This is a genomic window from Aeromonas sp. CA23 (assembly GCF_002587065.1).
Lineage (GTDB): Bacteria > Pseudomonadota > Gammaproteobacteria > Enterobacterales > Aeromonadaceae > Aeromonas > Aeromonas bestiarum.
This window is the reverse complement of record NZ_CP023818.1, coordinates 3770462-3794454: the sequence shown is the minus strand read 5'-3', so window position 1 is coordinate 3794454 and position 23993 is coordinate 3770462. Positions and strand designations below refer to the sequence as shown.

The following is a 23993-nucleotide window of genomic DNA, read 5'->3' as shown; positions in this document are numbered from 1 at the left end:
GGGCTTCCTGCCTTGCGACCGGTTCGTGGGTCGTATCCAACGTGAATGTTGATAAAGGTCCTACGGTTACGGCATGGTTACAGCTAGTCCAATCCACTGGTATTGCATGGCGTTCAAGGGTTGTTTAGGTTCTGTTTGACAGCAGGCCTAGCAGGTCGCTGCATCTGGGTATAAAGGCCGCTATCGGCACCGGGCTGGAAGCCAAGTCGTTCATAGAGTCTGCGGGCCGGGCTGCCTTGTTCGACGCTCAGGCTGCAGGACTGACGATCGGCATCCGCCTCGGCGAGCAGGGTGCGCAGCAACTGAGTACCTATGCCCCGGCCGTGCCAGGCGGGGAGCAGGGCAATATCGACTATGCGCACATCGTCGGCCGCGTACTGCACGCACAGGCGCCCGATCGGGCTGCCGGCCTGCTCAACGATCAAAAAGTCCGCGGCGGGAAAGTGATTTTCATAATGCTGGCGTTGCAGTTCGGCCTGTGAATACAGGAACGCCCGGCGCTGGGCATCATTCCAGCCAGGTACCGCGCTGACTTCGGCCCAGCGGCGTGAGGCGTACAGCTTCTGAAGAAATCCCAGGTCGTGGCCGTTCTGCTTGCGCAGTACGGCCACGTTGCCTGCTGGCAAAGGGAGAGGGGTGCTGTGAGTCATGAGGATTTGATCGGGTACTCGCCATCCAAGCATATACAGTAGGACAGCGTTTGGAAGGGTTGCAGGGTGTTACGCAAGGCCGTCGACGTTGCGCCACTACCGGCGTTGCTCACCGTGGTGGCAGCCAGTGTCTGGTTTGCCGCCGTCGGTGCGGTGTTGTTGTACAGGCGTATGTTGCGGGGTTGCGCCAGGTAGGCGGTATTGTTGGGAATATCCAGAGCAGCCGCCGATTCGCTGCCGTCCTTGGCCAACACCTGATGGGTATGCGGGGCGAAGTTGCTGGCCACCATGGTTATCCGGTCGGCTCCCATGGCCGTGCCAACGGGCCTGTCGGTCAGCCCGGGGCCGGCCCCGGCCCCCATGGCCACGCGCCCGTTGAGATTGGGCAGTTTGAAGTTCTGCCCTAGCGTGCCGCCATAAAGCGTGCCAATCACCGAATAGAGCGCAGGATTCTGCTGGACGGTGATGAGCGAGCCATCGCAGTACGCCCAGTTTTGCGGGACGAAGTTGTAGGGGAACAGTCTGATTTCACCGATAAAAGCATCCATGATCGTTCATTCCAGATTGAGTAGAGAGGGTCACTGGTGTCGGGTCGGATAGAGGCCGACCAAGCAAATGATGTAGTTGACGGCCAATGACCCCATCAGGTTGCTATGGGGGGTTGCAGCACCACCGGCCGGGATCAGTGCCGAGTCGAGAAACTGCGGATTCATCCTGACGGTGGCGGAGGTTCCGGTTCCTGCGCTGTACAGCCCGGTGATGATCCCCGCACCCGTGAATTTACCGAAGGTCATGCCGTTCGGTGTTGTGCTGGGGGACGGACTGGCCGATTCGGCATCGTTGGTGCTCACCCAAAAGGCATGGCTATGGGGCGCTGTGTTTTCCGGCTGCATGGTCACGGTTTCCGTACCAAAGGTCTGGGTCAGCGTCCTCGGGGACAGGCCCGTTCCGCTGCCCTGGCCCACCAGCAGGCGACCCCGGTAGTCAGGCAGGCCGAATGTGGTGCTGCCGTTGCCGCCATACAGGGTGCCCAGTAATGAATACAGGGCCTGGTAATTGCTGATCGACAGGGTTCTACCGTCACACAACGCCCAACCTTCAGGCGCATAGTTACCGGCAAACATGCGAATTTCTCCGACGAAGGCTTCAGACATGTCAGTTTCCTTGCTTGAGGGTCTGTAGACAGCCATTACTGGCGCGGCGGGTAGATGCCCGTCGTAGCGATGCAGAAACAGCCGACAATGGAGGGCTGCATGTTCGGCATGGGTGTGCCAGGCGTTGGGGTAACGGTCGCATTGTTGAGGGCAGTCAGGGTGCCCGTGGCCGGTGTGTAGGTTGGTTTTGCCACGACGCCTTTGGAGTTCGAGCTGACGGCGGGAATGTTGCCGCCCGGGTCATCGTTACCTGGGTCGGTGGAGACATGTGTGGCGTGGTTATGCAGGGCCACCGAGCTTTGCGGCAGCGCTACAGTCTCGCTACCGCCAACGCTACCCAGTGCGTGCACATCCATGATCGGAGGGAGAGTCGAAGCCTGAAAGTTCTGCCCCAGGGCAACCCGGCCGCGCAGATCCGGCAGGCCGAAGGTGGTGGTGCCGTTGCCGCCAAAGTTTTTGCCCAGCAGGGAGGCCAGCGCGACATTGCTGTTGAATGGCAGAATCTGCCCCTCGCACGGGAGCCAGCCTTCAGGTGCCCAGCCCCAGGGGAACAGGCGAATTTCACCAAGAAAGGGATCCATGTTCTTTTCTCCTTGAACAAGATAATGGCGCCAAATCCATTTACCGCAGGAGAGTAGCAAGCGCTTGTAGACAATAGACAGGTTTGGATTCATTTGGCAAGTGCATTTTTTAATGTTTAATTGCGCTTGCTACGAACCTCGAATAGTTGATGTATTTACTCAACATCTATTTCCATAAAAAGCACTGAAGTGACTTAGCGTAAAATCGTAGAAAAATACCATGCTGTAACCAGCATCTATCCTTCAACCTGTATCCCATCCGCACGCTATACCGTTGAATGTAGGCGTTGAAATGCTGCGTGCACGCTGCACTATCAAAGTGAACTGGCCAAATGGATACTTGCGTCACTTTGCTTCTATATCTACTGCAATGATTGGCATCAATGCTATCTGACTCGATATCGAACAATGGATAGTTATGCCGGCATCACAGGCCAGGAGCGTATTAAACTGATTTATCATGCCTAATCAAAATATGTGGCTGATCGTAGTAAAATACCTAGCAGGCTAGCTAAGGCATAAACTCGAATATGAGATGCATGAGATGTCGTTGTCGAATCCTCCGGGTCATCTTTTTTAGGTGATACCATGTCCAGAGGTGCTCAATAATAAGATTGCGTTGTTTATTGGCTGCTGAGTTAAAACTGGAAGACATGCTCGCTAAATAGCGAATCACTAATAGAGTGCGACACCTTGACTGTTCCATCACCATTCTTGGGAAAAGGATATACTGTTATAACCCACTATGTGGCAGCCTGGTAAAGGCGACCAATCCAATTAATCAGTCTCTAATACTCTTTCCGTCGTCTTGGTCATCCATTTTATGTGGATGACCAAGACCTCTTTCAAGTAAATCAATAACCCTCTTCGTACGTTTTCCGATCCTGCTGCAAGGTGGCCCACCGTTTTCTCTATTCTGGTATGACATCCTTGATGCCCCGGCGGTGGGCAAGGTGCGGCTGCCGTAATAGATAGCAGGCTGTGCATGCCCTCATGTGTTTGGGTAGCAGGGGAACCAGACGACTGGCCCGGATGACACCGGCCTAGCCGGGATGTCCGCGCTTTGGGGGATCCTCTGGCGGTGACAGGGGTTGCGATCCATCGTCATGGACGGGTTGCTGATCGCGACTGGCCAGCACGGTGCGATTGCGGCCCCGTCGCTTGGCTTCATAAAGTGCCTTGTCGGCCTGTTTCAACACGGCGTTGAGATCGCCATCGCTGCCGGGCCAATGGGCGACCCCGAGCGAGATGGTGATATGGCCGGCGCCGGGCATCGGATGTGCGGCGACCCGCTGGCGCAACCGCTCGGCGATTTCGAAGGCGAGGGGGAGCGGCAGGCCGGGCAGCAAGACCAGAAACTCTTCACCGCCGCTGCGACACACGGCATCCGCCTGTCTGGCGCCTTGCTGCATCAAGGCCGCGAGGGCGGCCAGCACCTGGTCCCCGACATCATGGCCGAAGCCGTCATTGATCTGCTTGAAGTGATCTATATCCAGCGCTATCACGGCGAGTGGCTGGCCCAGCGCCTGATAGCTGTCGAGCACCTGCTGCATGCCCCGGCGGTTGAACAGGCCCGTCATGGCATCGGTATGGCTGTCATTGTGCAGCTGGGTGATCCTGGTATTGAGCAGCCCCAGCCCCTTGAGCATGGCCTGCTTGAGCTGGGCGGCCTCGAAGTACCAGACCCGGATCCTGGCGATGTTCTTCAGCGACTCTTGCTGATCCATCAGCTTGGCCTTGTGGGCCAGCTGCCACAGCGGCCTGGAGATGAAGATGGCGGAAATCCAGATGAACAGCAGGATCAGCAGGTTGATGGGAATGATCTTGAGCAGCACGTGCATCATCTGCTGATCCAGCCCGGCCAGGGTGGCGGCGCGGGGACGCTGCGCCACCACTCCCCAGTGGGTCTGCGGGATGGGGGCAAAGCCGGCCAGCATCTCTGTGCCCGTCTCGTCAGTCAGTGCGAGTGCCCCCTCTTCGCCGCTTAGCACCTTGTCGACCACCCCGTTGTCACGGATTTTTTCACCGACCCTGGCACTGTCCGGGTGATAGATGCGGGTTCTGTTGCGATCCACCACATAGAGGGAGGAGCCATCCTGATAGTAGTGCTGGCCCAGTATGCCGGAGAGCATGTTGTGTGACTGGAGGTAGATGGTGCCCGCCACATAGCCGAGATAGCGCTTCTCCTTGTCGAAGATGGGGTAGGAGATGCTGATGAGATAGTTGCCCGAGAGCGAAACGAACGGATCCGTGATCACCGGCTGGCGGGTCGTGATGGATAGCTTGGCGCTCTGGGAGGTGAGTCTGGCCCCCTTTACCTGCAGCGTATCGGGATAGACGGCCACGACCACGGCATCGGCATTCACGACGGCCACCGAGTTGAAGGTCGCCGTCTGCTGTTGCAGTCGCTGCATTTCACTCAAGAGGGTGCTGTCATCCTTCATGGCGGGGGCGAGCAGGGTGGCGCTATAGGCCAGCTGGCTCTGACTGGACTGGAGCATGGTGTTGGTCATCTCGGCCAGCTTGGCCGCGTAGACGCGATTGGCATCCAGGGTGTTGCTGATCAGCAGTGCTCGCTGCGCCTCGTAGGTGGCATAAAAACTGTTGCTCAGGGTCGCCATGACGCTGATGACGGCCAGTGCGAGTATGAGGCTGCGCAGGTCAATTTTCAGGAACCGAGGAAGTAGCATGAGCAGGAAGGCGTCCGGTATCAAGGTGCGGTAGTGGAAATGAGCCGGCTGATTCTAATGGAGCCAACTGCCGAAAAGCTACTACTATCCGGCCTGGCCCACCCATCTCAATGCCTTGATCGAAAAGATGATCTTCTCTATTCCCCATCCTTGGCAGGCAGGGATCACGCAATAAAGGCAGTCGTGGGGCCGTCATCCCTGACAGGAACCTCTTCCTGGGCGGGTGAGGTGGCGAGTGCGCGCGGCAAAGGTCAATCCGGCTCGCCCGCTGGCTGCGTCATGGCAGCGACAATCTGCCAGAAGGCATCGATGAGCGGGCCCTTGCTGTGGGGCGGGCGAAGGAGGCCTATGGTCCAGCTTGCCTCGGCTTCACGCAGGGGCAGGGTAAGCACATCCGGGTGCTCTATGGTGGTGGAGGAGGGCACCAGGGTCCAGGCGATATCCGCCGCCGCGGTGGCAACGCCGGCGGCGAAGTCGTTGACGTACTGGATATCGCGAAAGCGCACGCCGCTCTGGGCCAGGTAGTGCATCAGGTTGTCGTAAAACGAGGGTGCCTTGTCCCGGCGCAGTATGGCCAGCGGCTTGTCCACCAGATCCGCGAGTTCATTTATGCCGCTGTAGCTGGCTGGCAGTACGGCGACAAAGTGCGCCTGCACCACAGGCAGGCAGTGCCACCCCTTGGGGGCGGGCAGGCGGCAAAAGCCGAGATCCAACCTGCCTTCGCTCAGGGCCAGCAATTGGTGATGGGTGGAGAGGTCGTTGAGCTCTATGGTCACCTGCGGCCGCTCGGCGCGAAAGCGGGCGATGGCGGCGGGCACCAGTATCTTGGTGGCTACGCCGAAGCCGATGCGCAGAGTGCCGCTGTTGCCTGCCAGCACATCGCGGGCGGTGCGCCCTAGCTGTTCGCTCTGGGCCACCAGGGCGCTGGCATCCGCATAGAGCGCCCGTCCCAGCACGGTCAGGCGGGTGCTGCTGGCGTTGCGCTCGAACAGCTCACCGCCGAACTCTTCCTCCAGCCGCCTTATCTGCTTGCTCAGGGCCGACTGGGTGACATGCTGACGCACCGCCGCCTGACCGAAGTGCAGCACCTCCCCCAGGGTCACGAAGGCTTTCAGATCCCGTAGCTCCACCACAGCTCCTTTCATTCCTGTTGGGAATGTTGAATGGCCACATTTGTCATTGGACGGAATTTTAGAACTGTTCGATGCTTATGCCAATTTATTTGGGGCGCCTTGAATGGGGCGCCGACTCATCAGAGATGGCTGACACCATACGCGCAGAAGGAGCAACACCAGATGCATCACCATATGTTCAACGACTTCCCGAAAGATTTTCTGTGGGGCGCCGCCTCCGCCGCCTATCAGGTGGAAGGGGCCTGGAATGCCGACGGCAAGGGCCCCTCTGTGTGGGATCTGTTCACCAAGCTGCCGGGCAAGACCTTTGAGGGCAGCAACGGCGATGTGGCGGTCGATCACTATCACCGCATGGAGGAGGACGTGGCGCTGATGGCCGAGATGGGGCTCAAGGCCTATCGCTTCTCGGTGAGCTGGCCGCGTATCTATCCGACCGGCCGGGGCGAGGTGAACGAGGCGGGTCTCGCCTTCTACGAAAAACTCATCGACACCCTGCTGGCCCATCAGATCGAACCCGTGCTGACCCTCTATCACTGGGACTTGCCCCAGACGCTGCAAGAGGAGTACGGCGGCTGGGAAGACAGACGCATCATCGACGACTTCGAGCGCTACTGCGTGACCCTGTATCAGCGCTTCGCCGGCAAGGTGAAGTACTGGGTATCGCTCAACGAGCAGAACTACAACCTGACCAACGCTTATCAGCTCGGCACCCATCCCCCCGCGGTGCAGGACCGCAAGCGCTTCTTCGCCGCCAACCACATCGCCTTCCTGGCCAACGCCCGGGTGATCAAGGCGTTCCGCCAGCATGTACCGAACGGTCTGATAGGCCCTAGCTTCGCCTATTCGCCCGCCTATCCGGCCTCCTGTGACCCCAAAGACATGCTGGCGTTCGAAAATGCCGAGGAGTTCACCAACTACTGGTGGCTGGATGCTTACTGCTTCGGTCGTTACCCCCAGGCGGCGCTCGCCTACCTGAAAGAGAATGGCGAGGCACCGGAAATACTGCCGGGAGACCTTGAGCTGCTGCGCGAAGGTACGCCGGATTACATAGGCGTCAACTACTACTACACCCTGACCTTCACCGACAACCCCCTCGGCGGCCAGACCCTGCAGCGCATCAACACCACGGGGCAGAAGGGCACCACCCCCTCGAGCGGCATTCCCGGCCTCTACAAGACGGCGCCCAACCCGCACCTTGAGACCAGCAACTGGGACTGGGCCATAGACCCGACCGGGATGCGCATCGCCCTGCGCCGCCTCTCCTCCCGCTACGGCTTGCCGCTGATGATCACCGAGAACGGCCTCGGCGAGTTTGACCAGCTGGGGGCGGATGACAAGGTGCACGATGATTACCGCATCGCCTACCTCAAGAGTCATCTCGTTGCCTGTCAGCAGGCGCTGCAGGACGGGGTCGAGCTGATTGGTTACTGCGCCTGGTCCTTCACCGATATCCTGAGCTGGCTCAACGGCTACCAGAAGCGTTACGGCTTCGTCTATGTGGATCGCGATGAGCAGGGCGGCACCTTGCGTCGTATCAAGAAAGAGAGCTTCCACTGGTATCAATCGGTGATCGCAAGCGGCGGCAAGACGCTGTAAATCACTCGGTTCGGATTGCGTTGGTACAACAGGCTCTGCCACATCAGGCAGAGCCTGTTTATTTATGGTGTGCATGGCGCGGATGACGGCTTGGAGGAGGCAAGGATGGGTCGTCATCAGTGATAACTGACGTCCAGGCTCTCTTCGGTACTGTGGGCCAGGTGGGTCATGGCATAGATGAAGAACTCGGCCGGGGGAAGCGGCTTGGAATAATAGTATCCCTGGATCTCATCCACCCCGATGGCGCTTAATTGCTGCAGCTCATGGTGGTTTTCCACCCCTTCAGCCACCACCACCAGACCCAGTCGGTGAGAGAGGTTGGTGATGGACTCGACAAACATGAATTGTCTCGGGTCTTTCTGAATATTGCTGACAAAGGATTTATCAATTTTTAGCTTGTCAAAATTCAGTGCCATCAGGTAGGAAAAAGAGGACCAACCGGTACCAAAATCATCCAGCGCTATGCGCACATGGATATGTTTAAGCTCTTTGAAGATGCGTTGGCTGAGCGGCAAGTCATCCAGCGCTATGGTCTCGGTCAGTTCCAGAATAAGTTGTTCCGCTTTTAACGGGCCCTGTTGCAGCATATCGCTGACCTGATGAAACAGATCGGGTGTAAACATGGAATTGGAGAGATTGATGGCCAGCTCCAGTTTGTCGACAAAGCTTGCCGGCAGTTGTGACATGTCATGGTTGACCCGGTTGAATATCCATTTGCCCAGCAATTCACCCAGGCCGTTCTCTTCGGCCATGGCAATAATATCCAGCGGGTTGATAAATCCATATTCACAATGGTGCCAGCGGATCAGCACCTCTGCCCCCATGGTATAGGCATTGCCTGGTTTGATGACCGGCTGATAATGCAGATAGAGGGTACTGTTTGCGATGACATCCAACTCTTCGCGCAGCTCGGCGGCCAGTTTCCTGTTGCGGCTGTAATGTTCAAACATCCTGTGGTTGAACATCTGCAGATGATTCTCCTTGAGCTTTTTGGCATTGGCGAGGGCAATGTCTGCAAACAGGATCAGCTCCTCTATTTTATGGGCCGTGATGGGATGCTGGCTGATCCCCATGCTGACCCGCACACGGTGCGCCGGATCGGCGTGAAAGACAGTGGGTTTGAGTTCATCCAACAGTCGAACAAGATAGGGAACTCTGGTTTCTATGGGCATGTCGCCATAGATGAAGAGGGCAAATTCATCCCCGCCCATGCGAGCGATAAAGGCCTTGTCATCGACATACGCACTGATCTGGTTGGCGACCATGGTGAGTAGCTCATCCCCGGCGGCGTAGCCCAAGCTGTCGTTGACCTCCTTGAAATTGTTAAGTTCAATCAAGCAGATAGTCAGCGTGTTGTCGCTGGGTTGCGTTACTTTTGACAGTCGCCCCAGCCGGTTAATGAAGGCGGAACGATTCGGTAGCAGTGTCAGGGGGTCGTTCCAGGCCAGGAAGTATTGCAGTTTCATCTCCCGTGATACCACGAACAGGACGAGCAGACCTATGGCCAGCAGGGCGAACAGTACCAGTACGTGCCCCTCCTTGGACTGCTGCAGCTCCTGGCGCTGCTTGATGGCGGAGGGGCCGGTGAAGTTCATTACCATCAGATCCCGTATGGCGGGCAGCAGCTTGTTCAGCCTGGCTTCCATCTCGGCCAGCCGAGGGGCATCGGGCGCGGGGTTGACCACATCCTGCTCATACTCCTTGAGCACCTCAAAGAAGGCGCCGACTCTCTCGCTGGCCTGGTAGCGCGCGCGAATAAGGGCGGTCTCCTGCCCGGTCAGGAAGATGTCCAGCCTGTTCCAGGCGATGTCATAGGCCTTGTTCAACTGCCCGGCATCGGCCTGGCCGCTGCGATACAGCGACAACTGCTCGTCAAAACCGTGCAGTTCCAGCTCCAACTGGGCCAGAGACCAGGCGGAGAGCTGGTTATATTTGACCATGTCATTGAAGGTGCGATCGTAATTAAAGAGCGACCAGATGGTCACGCCCAGAAAGGAGACCATGATGAAGGCAAGGGAGATGAACTTGCCCTTGATCATCATTACATCCCTTCAAGCTTGAGGACTTGCCACACCATCAGGCTGTGATATTGCTCGATATTGAGCTCAGGGTGGTCCGATAAGGGGTAGATGATCCAGACTGGCCCCTTGTTGCGCAGGGTCAATGCCTTGCCATCTTCCTCGATGGCGAGCAGCACGGGATATTTCTCGACATCTTCTCGCGGGATCGCGGCGAAGTAGTCGTTCTGGGCCGTGACTTTTATGCTTTTTGCGCTGATGCCCAGGGTATCCAGCAAGGATCTCAACAATACGCCGCGATAGACGTGGGTGCCCTTGGTCCAGGGGGTGGTGGTGGTGACACTGGTCTGTGGCAGTGCCAGCAGTTGCTGCCGGGTGTATTCCATCTTACCGTTGTGATTGCAGCAATCCTTACCGCTGACCTTGAGCACAATGTCAGCGGCATCATCGGCACTGTAAACATGGCCGGAGAGCAGCAGTGGCATCATGCAGAACAGGGTGGCTAATGGCGTTTTCATGGTCCGTTCCTCATCGACAAGGTATTGATCGCTGGTCTGTTGCGGCTGTCTCGCTCTAACCATAGACGACTTCCTGATGGCGATAGCCCCCCCCCCCCCCCCCCCCCCCTAGGGGGCTAGGCAGCCCAGACTTTTGCATCCGGGGTGTTTGTACGTGAAATCCAGGCAATGCGATCATAGTGATGGTTGCTTGCCGGGCCCCCTTGCGGGAGTGTCGCCCCTGGCACATTTGCTGCCAGATTGATCCAACTCATGCTTTTGTCAATTAGCGTGGATGCCACAGGATGAGAGCCCGACAGGGGGGATCCCATTGACTAGATTCAGTGTGGTCAGTGGGCCCCAAACTATGGGTCTTTTTTGCGTTGGTACGTGTGGGAAGCACACCATGAACAACCACGATATACCTCATCTTAGGACGACGGCCGGGGGATCCCTGCCTCAGCGGGTCAATCTGCGGCAGGTCGTGTATGCCTTGTCAGCATCACTTGATCTGGTCGGAATAGGCGATGTGGCTCATGGCAAACGGGTCGGGATCATGGCGGCCGAATGCGGGCGGGCACTGGGTGCCAGCGACAGTGAGTGTGGCTGCCTGTTCGAGCTGGGGGTGCTGCACGACATCGGCGTCTCATCGACCTTCATCCATTGTCATCTGGTCAGTGAGTTCGATTGGGAGTCATCCCAGTTGCATTGCGAAGTCGGGTATGCACTGCTCAAGGATTTCCCTCCCCTGGCCCCTCTGGCCGACCCCATCCGATATCACCATACCCATTGGCATCAGCTTCAGCACATGAGCGCTCTGCCCGCTGCCGTCATCCGGCATGCCAACCTCATCTTTCTGGTCGATAGGGTAGATGCGCTGGCGGCGCCCCACTATGGCGATGGCTCCCTGTTGATGCATATCCACGACATTCGCCAGCGGATCGAGGCGTGCGCCGGTGAGTTTTTTGACCCCGAGCTGGTGGCGGCATTTCTGGCGGCCTCCCGTTCGGAGGCGTTCTGGCTGCGGCTGGAGGGGCGGGCCATCACGGATTACATGTACGAGATGTTGAGCGAGCAGGAGCCCTGTCTCACCAGCAACGGCGAGCTCAAACAGCTGGCGCGCATTTTCTCGGCCATTGTCGATGCCAAGAGCCCTTTCACGGTGGCGCACTCGCTCGGTGTGGCGAAACTTGCACGTCTGCTGGCTAAATTGATGGGAGTCGAAGAGGGGCACTGCGAGCAACTGGAGATTGCCGGCCTGCTGCACGATCTTGGCAAGCTGCGGGTGCCGGACGAGATCCTGGACAAGGCGGGTTCACTGGATGAGCGGGAGCGCGCCATCATCAACACCCACAGCTTCGAGACTTACCAGATCCTGCGTCACATCGACGGTTTCGAGGCGATCGCCCTCTGGGCCTCCTACCACCACGAAGAACCCAATGGCTGTGGTTATCCCTTTCACCTGACCGCCGGGCAGGCGCTCAGCTTTCTGCAGCAGTTGGCCCGCCAGAACCGGGTCGACGCCGAGGTAGTGGCGACCCTGGCGGCGCATTTGCCGCAGGCGCTCTGCGCCGCCAGCGGGCAGGACGTGACGATACGGCACTGACGGGGCATGCAGGTCCCGGTGCAGTGGCATGCTGCGATGGGCGCTAGATAAACATGCCGCCCGAGGCCTCGATGCGCTGGGCATTGACCCAGCGATTGTCATCCGAGAGCAGGGCCGCTATCACGCCGCCTATGTCGTCCGGCTGGCCGACTCGCCCGAGCGCGGTCTGGCTGGCGATGAAGTCGTTGACGGCCTGGTTGTCCCGCACCACCCCCCCGCCAAAATCAGTCTCGATGGCACCGGGTGCCACCACGTTGACGGCGATCCCGCGCGGGCCCAGCTCCTTGGCCAGATAGCGGGTCAGCACCTCTATTCCCCCCTTCATGGCGGCGTAGGCAGCGTAGCCTGGCAGCGCGAAACGGGTGAGGCCGGTCGAGAGGTTGATGATGCGCCCGCCATCGCGGATCAGGGGCAGCAACTGCTGGGTCAGGAAGAAGGTCCCCTTGAGGTGAATGTTCATGAGGGTATCGAACTGCTGCTCAGTGGTCTGCTCGAAGCTGGCGTGGATGCCGATGCCGGCATTGTTGACCAGAAAGTCGAACCGCTCGCGTTGCCACTCCCGCTGCAGCAACTGGCGCACCTCAGCCGCGAAGGTGGCGAAGGAGGCGCTGTCGGCCACATCGAGTGGCAAGGCGTGGGCCTTGATGCCGAGCGCATTGGCCTGCGCCACCACGGTGGCCGCCTCTTCGGCCTGGCTGCGATAGGTGATGATGAGATCGACGCCTTTGGTGGCGAGGGCCAGGGCCGAGTGTTTGCCGAGGCCGCGGCTGGCGCCTGTGATGAGGGCGATGGAACGGGTCATGGTACGACTCCTGTCAATGGGGTGGAGGCGGGCTCGGGACGAGCCGCTAGTGCCACTCTATTGGTGCGTGCACCATGGATAAAGATGGTAATAATAGATGCACTGTTCCGTTCAAAGTAACAATGATGCCATGGATCAACTGGATGCGATGAGAATGTTCATGCGGGTGGCCGAACTTGAGAGCTTCACCCGCAGCGCCGAGCAGCTGGGCATGCCCAAGGCAACGCTCTCCGCGGCCATACGCCGGCTGGAAGAACAGCTGGGCACCCGCTTGCTCCACCGCACCACCAGACGGGTGCAGCTGACCACGGATGGTCAGCTCTGCTATGCCCGCAGCCAGGAGCTGCTGGCCGACATGGAGGAGTTCAACGGGCTGTTCCGGCAGGGGGGGCAACTCAGCGGCCAGTTGCGGGTGGACATGCCAAGCCGGATGGCGCGCCATCTGGTCATCCCGGCGCTGCCCGCCTTTCTGGCGGCCCATCCTGATCTGCAGCTGATGCTGAGCAGCACGGATCGGCGGGTCGATCTGGTGCGTGAGGGTTTCGACTGCGTGGTGCGGGTGGGGGCGCTGGAGTCCTCCAGCCTGGTGGCGCGCCCCCTGGGTCACTACCGCCAGATCAACTGCGCCAGCGCCACCTATCTGGCTCGCCACGGCACACCGCAGACGCTGGCGGATCTGGCGCAGCACAGGCTGGTGCACTATGGGGCCGGGCCCGGGAGTAGGGAGGCCGGTTTCGAGTATGTGCAGGCCGATGGCTCCCGCACAGTGCTGGCGATGGCGGGGACCCTCACGGTGAGCGACAGCGAAGCCTATCTGGCGGCGGCGCAGGCGGGGCTGGGGATCATCCAGCTGCCAGGAGTCGGGGTCGAGCCGCTGCTCGCCAGTGGCGAGCTGGTGGCCATACTGCCCCAGTGGCAGGCGCCGCCCTTGCCGATCCATGCCCTCTATGCCCATCGTCGCCAGCTCTCGCCCCGGGTGCGGGCCTTCATCCACTGGCTGAGCGAGGTGCTGGATGAGGCGCTGGCTGGTGACTCGGCGGTCGTCACCTGATGCGGGGCCGGTAACGGATGACCTACATCCGTCATGCGGGGCGCCTGTGATCAGAGTCTCTATGACGGCCATCGAGGATCCCGGTTTGGCGTGGGCGGGGGAGATCGGCATAATGGCGCTCTCACAGAGCAGAGGAGATCTCATGAAATATATCGGAGCCCACGTCAGTGCCGCCGGCGGGGTGGAGAACACCATAGCCCGCGCAGAAGCCATCGGCGCCAACGCCTTCGCCCTGTTTACCAAGAATCAGCGCCAGTGGCAGGCGGCGCCGCTCTCCGAGGCCAGCATCCGCGCCTTCAAGCAGGCCTGCGAGAAAGCCGGTTTTCGCCCCGAGCAGATCCTGCCTCACGACAGCTACCTCATCAATCTGGGGCATCCGGATCCCGACGGCCTCGCCAAATCCCGCGATGCCTTCCTCGATGAGCTCAAGCGCTGCGAGCAGCTGGGGCTTTGCTACCTCAACTTCCACCCCGGCAGCCACCTGAAACAGATCCCGGAAGCGGCCAGCCTGAAACTGGTGAGCGAATCCATCAACTGGGCGCTGGAGCGCAGCCAGGGGGTGACGGCGGTGATCGAGAACACAGCCGGGCAGGGCAGCAACCTCGGCTGGTCGTTCGAACATCTGGCCACCCTCATCGACGGCGTGGAAGACAAGAGCCGGGTCGGCGTCTGTTTCGATACCTGCCACGCCTTCGCCGCCGGTTACGATCTGCGCACGCCCGAGTCCTGTGCCCAGGTGTTCACCGACTTCGACCGCATCGTCGGTTTCCAGTATCTCAAGGGGATGCACATCAACGGCGCCAAGTGCACCTTCGGCAGCCGGGTCGATCGCCACCACAGCCTGCAGCAGGGCAATCTGGGGGAGGCGGTATTCCACCACATCATGAATGACGAGCGTTTCGACGGCATTCCGCTGATCCTGGAGACCATAGACGAGTCTATCTGGGGCGACGAGATCCGCTGGCTGCGCAGTCTGGCCAAGGCATAACCCGTGCAGGAGAAAGAACGGATGCAAACAGAGGAACTGAGCGCGGCGCCACTGCGCTGGGGCATTGCCGGGGCGGGGGCCATCGCCCGTCGTTTCTGCCGGGACGTGAATGATCACGCCCGCCTGGGCCGGGTGGTGGCGATCGCCGCCCGTGATCAGACGCGGGCCCGGGCCTTTGCCGATGAACAGGGGCTGCCCCTTGCCTATGACAGCTATCAGGCGCTGGCGGCCAGCGCCGAGGTGGAGGCCGTCTACGTGGCGGTGATCCACCCGGAGCACGCCGGCCTGATCAGGCAGATGTTGCTGGCGGGCAAGCACGTGCTGGTGGAAAAGCCGGCGGTGACTCAGGTCGCAGACTGGGATGCGCTGGTGCAGCTCGCCCGGACGCGCGGCCTGCTGCTGATGGAGGCGATGAAGGTGATGTGCTTCCCCGCCATGCGCGAATTGATGCGGCGGCTCGGCGCCCTGCCTGCTCCCAACCGGTTACGGGCGGCCTTCGGCTCGGTGCAGGAGCGAGGCGGCAAGCTGTTTGATCCCGCATTGGCCGGCGGCGCCGCCTGGGATGTGGGTGTCTATCCACTCTGGCTCTACGCCGCCATCTGCCACCAGCTGGGGCTGGCTGCGGGTGAGCCGCAGGTCGCTCTTTCCCGCCAGGCTGGCGAGGTGGATGAGGCCGCCAGCTTCCGCTTTGCCGGCGCCCTCGTGGCCGAGCTGGATGCCTCCATCGTCCAGGATCTCGACAAGGCGGCGTATCTGGGCGGCGAGGGCTGGGCCCTGCAACTGGTCGGCAAGTGGTGGAACCCCCAGCAGGTATGCTGGCTCACGGGCGATCCCTTGCCTGCCTGGCCGGGAGACATAGCGGAGCCGGTGGCGGGCGGTGGCATGCAGCACGAGGCGGATCATTTCGCCGCCTGTGTCAGGCAGGGGTTGAGCGATTCCCCCTGGGTGCCGCAGGCCCTGACCAGACAAGTGCTGGGGTGGGTCGAGCGCGGCTTGCAAGCCGGCTCGTGATCATGATGTGCAGAGAGGGCGCCGAGGCGCCCTCCCTTTTTGTCTGATCTCTTGCCGGCTTGAGCGGCAAGCGGCGAGCCGTCATGCCTCAGACGCTCACCCTATCTGCTCGTTGGCGACCCGGCTGTGGTCACCTGAGGCTGAGGCAGGGCTCCCTCCTGCGCGCGGCAAAACTGCAGGAAGCGGCGCAGGGTGGCCGAGTGGTATTTCTGCCGATGCCAGATGAGGGAGAGCTGGCGGGGGAAGCGCCGGGCAAGGGAGAAGGCCACCAGCCGACCGGCCTGCAACCGATCCGACACCGCCAGGCGGGAGATGAAGGAGATCCCCAGCCCTTTTTCAACCGCCAGCATCACGGCCTCCAGGGTGTTGAGCTCGAGCCCCGCCTGCCAGCGGGGCAACTCGGGCTGGATCTGCAGCTCGAACTGCTCGCGACTGCCCGACTGGGGTTCGCGCAGCACCCAGGTCTCATCGCTCAGCTGGCTGAGCGACAGGCGATTGCGCCGGGCGAGGGGGTGGTCGGGGTGGGCCACGATCAGCATCTCGTCATTGAGCCAGGGCTCGCTGACGAGATCCGGGTGGTGGTTCTGCCCCTCTATCAATGCCAGATCCAGCTCGAAGTTGGCCAGCAGGTGGCAGAGCTTGTGGGTGTTGGTGATGGTGACCCTGGGGGGCAGGCCCAGCTCCTGCTTGCTGCTGGCCAGCAGGGTAGGGAGCAGATAGTTGCCTATGGTCTGGCTGGCACCGAGGCGCAGCTGGCCGCTCGGCTCCGCATCCGGGCTGAACAGGGTCTCGATATCCTGCATCCGGGTCAGCAGCTCCTCGGCGGCCGGTTGCAGCAGGCGCCCCTCGTTGTTGAGCTGCAATCTGGGGTGGATGCGATCGAACAAGGGGGTGGCGAGCTGGCGCTCCAGCTCCTGCAACGACTGGGAGACGGCGCCCTTGCTGAGGCAGAGCTCGTTGGCGGCCAGTCCCAGATTGCCGTAGCGGGCTATGGTGGCGAACACCTTGAGTTGTTGCAGGGTCAGTTTCATGTTTGGTTAACCTGAACGATTGATTCAATTCATTTAGATATCGTAAACGATAGCCGCTCTTTATCCTATGCACATCGTCTCTCACAAGAGGTTTCAGACATGATCGCAAGAACCCGTCAATCCTTGGGCAAAGCCCCGACCCCCATGGCGGGCCTGGCCCTCGGGATCGCCAGTCTTGGTTGGTGCTGGGAAAATGCCGGTCAGTTCGATGGCCGCCTGCAGCTGCTGGGTGCCGCCGTCGCCGCCGTGCTGCTGGTGATCCTCACCTTCAAGTTTCTGCTCCATCCGCGCCTGCTGTGGCAGGATCTGGCTCACCCCGTGGTGGGCAGCGTGGTCCCCACCTATGCCATGGGCACCATGGTGGTCTCCAAGGCGATCGGCATGCTGAGCCCGGGCCTTGGCGAGGGGCTCTGGTTGTTTGCCGTGGTGCTGCACCTTCTCTTCCTGGCGACCTTCCTCTGGCACAGGGTCAGGCAGTTCGAGATCCATCACATGGTGCCGAGCTGGTTCGTGCCGCCAGTGGGCATTATCGTGGCTGACGTCGCCTTTCCCGGCGGCCAGTTTGCCGCGCTGGCCGACGGTCTGCTCTGGTTCGGCATGCTCTGCTACGCTCTGATGCTGCCGCTGATGCTCTACCGTCTCATCTTCAGCCATGAGGTGCCGGATGCTGCCAAGCCGACCATCGCCATTCTGGCGGCCCCTGCCAGCCTGTCACTGGCCGGCTACCTGACGGTGACCGAGGATCCTTCCCTGCTGCTGGTGGCCGTGCTGCTGGGGATCGCCATCCTGATGACCGGCATCATCTACCTGGCCTTCATCAAGCTGCTGCGTCTGCCGTTCTCACCGGGCTATGCCGCTTTTACCTTCCCGTTGGTGATAGGCGCCACCGCCCTGTTCAAGGTGGGGCACCTGCTGGAGCAGTGGCCGCAAGCGACTCACTATGTGGAACAGATCAATCTGCTTGCCCACTTCGAGCTGGGCGCCGCCACCCTGATTGTCGGCTACGTGGCCCTGCGTTATCTGATGTTCTTCCTGCCGCTGGGTGACAGCGGCATGGCGTCCGGCATGGCCCGGCACGGTGCCCGCCGCTAGGCAAAGACTCTGCTGGAGAGCAAGGGGATAAGGGGTCAGTCAACGAGAAGGGCATGCGTGATGACATGCTCCGCTGACCAGACAACAGCGGCAGCGCTCCACCATGGGTGGAGCGCTTTTTTGTCTCTTCTCGCGGGTCGAACGCGGGGTTGTCAGCCCCTGGCGGATCCATTTTTTGAACCAGCGCTCACCGTGGGGGGCTCACGATGAATTTCACTGGTATTACCTGTCAGGACGAATACAATGCAACCCCATTTTCTTCGTTTGACCTCATTCATGTCTGCCCAAGATCCTGTGTTTGACTCCTCTTTTCAGACCCGTTTGCTGCGCCCGCGTTACTGGCCGAGCTGGCTGGCGCTCGGTGCGCTTTGTCTGCTCGCCTTCGTGCCGCCCCGCTGGCGTGACAAGTTGGCAGAATGGCTGGCGCCGCTGATCGTCAAGGTGTCCAAGAAGCAGATTTATATCGCCAGGACCAACCTGGATATCTGCTTTGCCGACAAGAGCGACGCCGAGCGCGATGCCATTCTGATGACCTCCATTCGCATCGGTCTCAAGACCCTGCTCGGCTTCGGTGAGTTCACGGTGCGCAGCCCCGCCTACCTGATGAGCCGCATCCAGGTGAGCGGCTGGGAACATATCGAGGCCGAACAGGCCGCCGGCCGCCCCGTGATCCTGGTGGTGCCCCACAGCTGGCCGGTCGATGCCGCCGGCTACTACTTCACCCAGCGTGGTGTGCCCATGTGCACCATGATGAAGAGCTCCCGCAATCCGGTCTTTGACTGGCACCTCAACCGGGCCCGGGCCAAGAACGGTTGCCGCGTCTACGAGCGCAGCGCCGGCATCAAGGCGGTGATCCGGACCATCAAGGGGGGACACAGCTTCTTCTATCTGCCGGATCAGGATCATGGCCGCGAGAAGAGCATCTTTGCCCCCTTCTTCGGCTACCCCAAGGCGACCCTGCCGGCCCTGCCACGTCTGGTGCAGGTCAGCGGTGCCCGGGCCGTGCCCCTGCTGGCCTGCTATGACGAGGCGCACTACTGCTACCGTCTGGAGATAGAGGCGCCGTTTACGGATTATCCCAGCGCCGATCTGATGGCGGACACCTGCCGCATGAATGACATGGTGCAGCAGCAGCTGACCCGTCATCCCGGCCAATATATGTGGTTCCTCAAGATCTTCGATACCCGCGAGGATCAGGAGGGGCCGGATGGCCTCTACGAAGAGGGCATTAAACGGATCCGGGGAGATCTTCCCCCTCGCCCCTGAGGGGGTGCCAGCGCTGTTTGTCATGGCCCTTCGGGGCCATTTTTGTGGGCGCCGCATCCGGGATGGCGCACTCCCTTGCACCCCAAAGTGGAAAAAAATATCAGGATAATTAAAATAACCGTTTCTTTTCTATGACTTGATGGCGGCCATGTCCTCACACGATCCGGTTTTTGACACCTCATTTCATGCCCACCTGCTTCACCCGCGCTGGTGGGGCAGCTGGCTGGCGCTCGGTCTGTTGTGCCTGCTGGCGCTGGTTCCCCACGGGCTGCGCGATCGTTTTGCCAATGTCATGGCACCTGCCTTGCTGCGCTTTTCCAGGAAACAGGCCTATATCGCCGAGACCAACCTCAAGATCTGCTTTCCCGAGCTGGATGCGGCCGGGCGCCGCACCCTGCTGCTCAAGGCGATCCGCACCGGCCTCAAGACCTTCATGGGCTTTGGCGAGCTGACCCTGCGCAGCGCCGCCCACCTCAAGCGCCGCATCAAGGTGCGGGGCTGGGAACATATAGCGGCGGAGCAGGCTGCCGGGCGTCCCATGATATTGGTGGTGCCCCACACCTGGGCGGTGGACATGATAGGCCGCTACCTGACCGACGAGGGGCTTGTGCTGTGCACCATGATGAAGAGCCCGAAAGATCAGGTATTTGACTGGTACATCAACCGCGAGCGGGCCAAGGGGGGCAAGGTGTACGAGCGCAGCGTCGGCATCAAGCCGGCCATCAAGGCCATTCGCAGCGGCGCCAGCTTCTTCTACCTGCCGGATCAGGATCATGGCCGCGAGGCCAGCCTGTTCATCCCCTTCTTCGGCCACCCCAAGGCGACCCTGCCGGCGCTGCCCAAGCTGGTGAAGCTGACCGGTGCCAGGGCCGTGCCCATCCTCGCCTGCTACGACGAGGAGGAGGGCTGCTACCGGCTGGAGATTGAACCGCCGTTCGATCCTTATCCCAGCGGGGACCTGAATGCCGATGTCAACGCCATGAACCGCATGGTGGAGCGGCAGCTGCGCCGTCATCCCGAGCAGTACATGTGGTTTCTCAAGATCTTCGAAACCCAGGAGCATCAGACGGGGCCGGATGGTCTCTACGAAGAGGGCATTAAGCGGATCCGCAGCGGTCTGCCCCCCGAACCCTGAAGGGAAATACACCGGCTGGCGTGTTGAGCAGAGGCGGGTGACAACTGCTTGTCCTTCAGGCAGTTTGGTGGGCAAAAAGTCGGCAATCAGGGCGCCGCGGGGCGCCAGATAACAGGGATATGCAAGCTGGCCCCGCAGGGGCTATCTTCTGATGCGCAAATAGGGTAAAAGGGCGGCCATGAAAATTCCAAATCGAATCCAACCTCTGGTTGATGACGGCCTGGTCGATGACGTCATCAGCCGGCTGATGAGCGGCAAAGAGGCCGACGTCTATGTGGTGCGCTGCGGTGACGAGATCCGCTGCGCCAAGGTCTATAAAGAGGCGTCCAAGCGCAGCTTCAAGCAGGCCGTGGTCTATCAGGAAGGGCGCAAGGTACGCAACAGCCGCAGCGCCCGTGCCATGGAGAAGGGCTCCAAGTACGGTCGCAAGCAGCACGAAGAGGTGTGGCAGAACACAGAAGTCGACGCCCTGTTCAAGCTGGCGGCGGCCGGGGTGCGGGTGCCGCAGCCCTATGTCTGCCTCGACGGCGTCCTGCTGATGGAGCTCATCACCGACGAGGAGGGCAACGTGGCCCCCCGTCTCAACGACGTGGCGCTCTCGCCCGAGCAGGCCATCGCCGATCACGCCAAGGTGATCCGCTACGTGGTGCGCATGCTCTGTGCCGGCCTCATCCACGGCGACCTTTCCGAATTCAACGTGCTGGTGGATGCCCAGGGGCCCGTCATCATAGACCTGCCCCAGGTGGTGGATGCCGCCGCCAACAACCAGGCCAAGGCCATGCTGGAGCGGGACGTCAACAACATGCGCAACTACTACGGCATGTATGCCCCCGAGCTGCTCAAGACCCGCTACGCCAAGGAGATGTGGGCGCTGTTCGAAGATGGCAAGCTCACCCCCGAGAGCGAGCTGACCGGCCTGTTCGAGGAGAGCACCGAGGCCATCGACATCGATGCCGTGCTGCACGAGATCGAGAGCGCCGAAGAGGAGGCGCTGGCTCGTCAGGCGCGGATGAAGGCCGAGCAGGAAGACAGCTACTGATCCCCGCCATCATCACCTCATCAGTCACACCATGAGCGCCCTAGCGGCGCTCTTTTTATGGCCGCGACCTGCACCCGTGCCGAGTCAGGCAGGTGGCCATAGTGCGGGAGAGAGCCGGTAAAACCGCACCCAGCAGTCATCCCCTGCATGGTAGCGGCGATCCAGACATTGTCCGTTGGCGGCCGCTATGACCCTGAGGGAGGCGCCGTTGGCTTCGTCGCAGCTGATGAGCAGGGGCTCGGTCAGCACAGCTTGCTGCAACCAGCGCAGCAGGGTGCGGGCCACCCCTTCACCCCGGCGGGAGGGGCGGGTCTCGTAGCCTATGTGGCCAAGCCAGGCCAGGGTGGCCGGATTGTCGCCGTGGCGCAGGCGCAGGGCTCCGAGGATCTCCCCCCTCTCAAGGGCAAAGTAGGTGGTGGTGGGCGGGTAGTCCGGCGGCAGATGCCGTCCATCGGCATGGGCGAGCAGATCCTGCAGCCACTGATCCGGGTCAAATTGCGCCACCTGATAGAGTGGCAACCCGGCGGCGCCACATTCGGCCACATAACGGCGATAGGCGGGCGCATCACAAAGCTGTGCGGCCCGGCACTCTATGGCGGCCGTCATGAGCGCTGCTCTGCCGTCTGCAGTGGCTGGGGCGCGCTGTGGTGGGGCTCCTGCACGCAGGCCCGCTGCCGTCCCGTCTGCTTGGCGGCGTAGAGCGCCTGATCCGCCCGCAGATAGGCCTGCTCGAAGCTCTCTCCCGGCTGCAGAGAGGTGAGGCCCATGCTGAGGCTGATGGGGCCGCCCGCCAGCCAGCGGGTCGCCTCAGTGACCTCTTGTTGCAGGGCGTGGCAGTAGCCGGGCAGTGTCTGTGGCGTCTCCATCACCAGCAAGGCCAGTTCGTCGCCACCGAGGCGCCCGGCCAGCCCCGCCGGGGGCAGGTTCTCCCGGATCACCCGGCCCACCACCCGCAGCATGGCATCACCGGCGGGATGACCGTGCCGGTCGTTGATCAGCTTGAAGTTGTCCAGATCGATCAGCAGCAGCTGGCATGGACGGGCGTGTCGGCATGCACGCGCCGCCAGCTGCAGCTCGAAATGGTGGCGGCTGTCCAGTCCGGTCAGGGCGTCCAGATTGGCGCGCCGTTCCAGCTCGCGCTGGGTCGCCAGCAGCGCCTGCTGCTGGCGGGTGTGCACCAGGCTGAGCAACAGATAGCTGCGGGCTATGGTGAAGAGCAGGCTGAGCAGGATCACGGGCCCGAGCAGGGGATCGGTAAAAGTCGTGGCCGCGAACTCGGGCAGCCAGAGGTGCTTGGCGATCCGCAGCAGTTGCAACAGCAACTGCAGGCCGAGCAGCAGAATGGCAAAGCGCAGCACCCGATAGCCGGGGGCCAGCCGTTGATAACGCCAGAGCTGCCAGATCAGCACAGCCATCTGCAGCGAGAGCACGGCGGAGAGCACTATGATCCGGCTGTGCACATCGGACAGCGGCCGCAGGCTGGCGGTCAGGGCAAACAGCGCGAAGCCGGTGAGGGCGATGGCGGGGCAGAGCCAGCCCAGCCGGTCCGCCTCGCGCCGAAAGAAATGACGCAGGCCCCGCTCATAGAGCAAGGGGGTGGCGATCAGCAGCAGGTTGGTCAGCAGAATATTGGCGAGGGAGGTCTCCCCCGCGAGCGGGCGGATCAGCAGGCAGCCGAAGGCGGCGGCGATGGCCAGCTCGCTGGCCGACCAGTAGAGCAGGGCCCGGATGCGGCGCTGGGTATGCCACACATAGGCGAAAATGGCCGCGACCCCGACGTGCGACAGCGTGACGAACAGCACCAGGCTCAACAATTGCGCTGAGGAAAACAGATTTTGCATCTAGGGGTCTCTCTGGGCTCGTCCTGCCGGTCACTGTGTCTCGACCCGGAGGGTCGCCATGACAGTGCCGGATCACAACATGAATCCGACCCATTATCAATGGCTTGAGCGGCTGGATCCCGATCCTGGCCACAACCGGATCGATGGCGGCAGCTGACGGGATTCATCAAGGGTTCGAAACGGGGTTTGTCGATCGCGCCGCCCGTCTGGGGAGTGTCAGGTTGGCTGCACCGGCAGCGCCATGACGGTGGCCTCCCGGCCGAGATGGGCCAGCAGGCGGCGCACATCGTCCAGCGTGATGATGAGGGTGGCTGTGTTGACCAGCGGGTGGCACTGCACCCGTTCGGCCTGCCAGATGGTGTGGTCCACCACCAGGGTCACCGCCCGCTCTGTGTCGCGCACCATGGCGAGCAGGGTCACGGCGCCCGGGGTGAGGCCGAGCACGGCAGCCAGCCGTTCGGGGGAGCCAAAGCTCAGCCGCTTGACCCCGAGCGCCCTGGCCAGCGCCTTGAGATCGACCCGGCTTTCTTCAGGTGTCACCACCAGAAACAGCCGCTCGCTTTTGGGGTCGCGCAAAAACAGGTTCTTGGTCCTGGCGGCGGGCAGGTCGGGCAGCAGCTTGCTCGCCTCCTCACAAGTGAAGACGGGGGCATGGTCGATGCGCTGATAGGAAATGGCCAGCCGGTCCAGCAGGGAATAGAGTGTCACCAGGGCTCCTCGTGTCGGGTGAACAGGCGCATGGGCAGAGGGTCGAGCTTAGCAGCTTGGCCCCGGCCGCGCAGCCTGGCGTGGCAATTGCGGCCAGGCACTGT

Annotated in this window: 22 protein-coding genes; 9 read left to right on the top strand and 13 right to left on the bottom strand. The window is 61.2% G+C overall.

Translation table 11 applies throughout. From position 1 onward, the window contains the following. Positions 1 to 113: 113 nt before the first annotated feature. The 6 genes from CK910_RS17605 to CK910_RS17580 all read right to left on the bottom strand — a co-directional run bounded on the left by CK910_RS17605 (position 114) and on the right by CK910_RS17580 (position 6205). On the bottom strand, positions 114 to 611 hold the full coding sequence (locus CK910_RS17605) for a GNAT family N-acetyltransferase (protein WP_216640160.1): 498 nt from the start codon (positions 609 to 611) through the stop codon (positions 114 to 116). Positions 612 to 646: 35 nt separating this feature from the next. Beyond that, entirely contained in the window at positions 647 to 1198 is a 552-nt protein-coding gene (locus CK910_RS17600; protein WP_098984163.1) for a phage tail protein, read from the bottom strand. A 30-nt stretch (positions 1199 to 1228) separates the two neighbouring features. Further along, positions 1229 to 1804, bottom strand: coding sequence for a phage tail protein (locus tag CK910_RS17595; RefSeq protein ID WP_098984162.1), 576 nt, complete (start codon positions 1802 to 1804; stop codon positions 1229 to 1231). A 35-nt stretch (positions 1805 to 1839) separates the two neighbouring features. Next, entirely contained in the window at positions 1840 to 2478 is a 639-nt protein-coding gene (locus tag CK910_RS17590) for a phage tail protein (RefSeq protein ID WP_216640159.1), read from the bottom strand. Between the two features lie 950 nt (positions 2479 to 3428). Further along, positions 3429 to 5075: a sensor domain-containing diguanylate cyclase gene (locus tag CK910_RS17585; protein WP_241324860.1), complete on the bottom strand. Its 1647-nt coding sequence runs from the start codon at positions 5073 to 5075 to the stop codon at positions 3429 to 3431. A gap of 251 nt (positions 5076 to 5326) precedes the next feature. Further along, positions 5327 to 6205 carry a LysR family transcriptional regulator gene (locus CK910_RS17580; protein WP_098984160.1) on the bottom strand — a complete coding sequence of 293 codons (879 nt, stop codon included), beginning with the start codon at positions 6203 to 6205 and terminating at the stop codon, positions 5327 to 5329. A gap of 165 nt (positions 6206 to 6370) precedes the next feature. Here CK910_RS17580 and CK910_RS17575 point away from each other — a divergent pair, with 165 nt between their 5' ends. Beyond that, the gene (locus tag CK910_RS17575; RefSeq protein ID WP_098984159.1) at positions 6371 to 7804 is read left to right on the top strand and encodes a glycoside hydrolase family 1 protein; all 1434 of its coding nucleotides are present in this window, start codon (positions 6371 to 6373) and stop codon (positions 7802 to 7804) included. Positions 7805 to 7920: 116 nt separating this feature from the next. Here CK910_RS17575 and CK910_RS17570 read toward each other — a convergent pair whose 3' ends face one another. Together CK910_RS17570 and CK910_RS17565 are read right to left on the bottom strand one after the other, a co-directional pair. Then, a complete protein-coding gene (locus CK910_RS17570; protein WP_172955354.1) occupies positions 7921 to 9846 on the bottom strand; it encodes a putative bifunctional diguanylate cyclase/phosphodiesterase in 1926 nt (641 codons plus the stop codon). Beyond that, positions 9846 to 10340, bottom strand: a complete 495-nt coding sequence (locus tag CK910_RS17565) for a molybdopterin-dependent oxidoreductase (RefSeq protein WP_098984158.1) — start codon at positions 10338 to 10340, stop codon at positions 9846 to 9848. The genes CK910_RS17570 and CK910_RS17565 overlap by 1 nt, the downstream gene beginning before the upstream one ends. Positions 10341 to 10725: 385 nt before the next feature. Between CK910_RS17565 and CK910_RS17560 the strand changes: the two genes are divergently transcribed. Further along, positions 10726 to 11925, top strand: coding sequence for an HD-GYP domain-containing protein (locus tag CK910_RS17560; protein ID WP_172955353.1), 1200 nt, complete (start codon positions 10726 to 10728; stop codon positions 11923 to 11925). 43 nt (positions 11926 to 11968) lie between these two features. On the opposite strand, the gene CK910_RS17555 is transcribed toward CK910_RS17560, so the two are convergent. After that, positions 11969 to 12727: an SDR family NAD(P)-dependent oxidoreductase gene (locus CK910_RS17555; protein ID WP_098984156.1), complete on the bottom strand. Its 759-nt coding sequence runs from the start codon at positions 12725 to 12727 to the stop codon at positions 11969 to 11971. 130 nt (positions 12728 to 12857) lie between these two features. On the opposite strand from CK910_RS17555, the gene CK910_RS17550 reads away from it, so the two are divergent. From CK910_RS17550 to CK910_RS17540, 3 genes are all read left to right on the top strand, one after another. Further along, positions 12858 to 13778 carry a LysR family transcriptional regulator gene (locus CK910_RS17550; RefSeq protein ID WP_098984155.1) on the top strand — a complete coding sequence of 307 codons (921 nt, stop codon included), beginning with the start codon at positions 12858 to 12860 and terminating at the stop codon, positions 13776 to 13778. A gap of 142 nt (positions 13779 to 13920) precedes the next feature. Then, positions 13921 to 14766 carry a deoxyribonuclease IV gene (gene nfo / locus CK910_RS17545; protein WP_098984154.1) on the top strand — a complete coding sequence of 282 codons (846 nt, stop codon included), beginning with the start codon at positions 13921 to 13923 and terminating at the stop codon, positions 14764 to 14766. Positions 14767 to 14787: 21 nt separating this feature from the next. Beyond that, positions 14788 to 15777: a Gfo/Idh/MocA family protein gene (locus CK910_RS17540; protein WP_098984153.1), complete on the top strand. Its 990-nt coding sequence runs from the start codon at positions 14788 to 14790 to the stop codon at positions 15775 to 15777. 101 nt (positions 15778 to 15878) lie between these two features. Here the strand turns inward: CK910_RS17540 and CK910_RS17535 are convergent, their stop codons facing one another. Next, positions 15879 to 16808 (bottom strand): LysR substrate-binding domain-containing protein, encoded by a 930-nt coding sequence (locus CK910_RS17535; RefSeq protein ID WP_043555550.1) that lies wholly within the window; start codon positions 16806 to 16808, stop codon positions 15879 to 15881. A gap of 99 nt (positions 16809 to 16907) precedes the next feature. Between CK910_RS17535 and CK910_RS17530 the strand changes: the two genes are divergently transcribed. The 4 genes from CK910_RS17530 to CK910_RS17515 all read left to right on the top strand — a co-directional run bounded on the left by CK910_RS17530 (position 16908) and on the right by CK910_RS17515 (position 21340). Beyond that, the gene (locus tag CK910_RS17530; RefSeq protein ID WP_098984152.1) at positions 16908 to 17900 is read left to right on the top strand and encodes a TDT family transporter; all 993 of its coding nucleotides are present in this window, start codon (positions 16908 to 16910) and stop codon (positions 17898 to 17900) included. A 276-nt stretch (positions 17901 to 18176) separates the two neighbouring features. Beyond that, a complete protein-coding gene (lpxM, locus tag CK910_RS17525) occupies positions 18177 to 19166 on the top strand; it encodes a lauroyl-Kdo(2)-lipid IV(A) myristoyltransferase (protein ID WP_098984151.1) in 990 nt (329 codons plus the stop codon). Between the two features lie 139 nt (positions 19167 to 19305). Next, positions 19306 to 20301: an LpxL/LpxP family acyltransferase gene (locus CK910_RS17520; RefSeq protein WP_172955352.1), complete on the top strand. Its 996-nt coding sequence runs from the start codon at positions 19306 to 19308 to the stop codon at positions 20299 to 20301. 178 nt (positions 20302 to 20479) lie between these two features. Further along, on the top strand, positions 20480 to 21340 hold the full coding sequence (locus tag CK910_RS17515; protein WP_042871742.1) for a PA4780 family RIO1-like protein kinase: 861 nt from the start codon (positions 20480 to 20482) through the stop codon (positions 21338 to 21340). Between the two features lie 84 nt (positions 21341 to 21424). Here the strand turns inward: CK910_RS17515 and CK910_RS17510 are convergent, their stop codons facing one another. The 3 genes from CK910_RS17510 to CK910_RS17500 all read right to left on the bottom strand — a co-directional run bounded on the left by CK910_RS17510 (position 21425) and on the right by CK910_RS17500 (position 23889). Next, a complete protein-coding gene (locus tag CK910_RS17510) occupies positions 21425 to 21946 on the bottom strand; it encodes a GNAT family N-acetyltransferase (RefSeq protein ID WP_098984149.1) in 522 nt (173 codons plus the stop codon). Beyond that, entirely contained in the window at positions 21943 to 23181 is a 1239-nt protein-coding gene (locus CK910_RS17505) for a GGDEF domain-containing protein (RefSeq protein ID WP_098984148.1), read from the bottom strand. The genes CK910_RS17510 and CK910_RS17505 overlap by 4 nt, the downstream gene beginning before the upstream one ends. A 216-nt stretch (positions 23182 to 23397) precedes the next feature. Beyond that, positions 23398 to 23889: a prolyl-tRNA synthetase associated domain-containing protein gene (locus CK910_RS17500; protein WP_098984147.1), complete on the bottom strand. Its 492-nt coding sequence runs from the start codon at positions 23887 to 23889 to the stop codon at positions 23398 to 23400. Positions 23890 to 23993 lie beyond the last annotated feature (104 nt).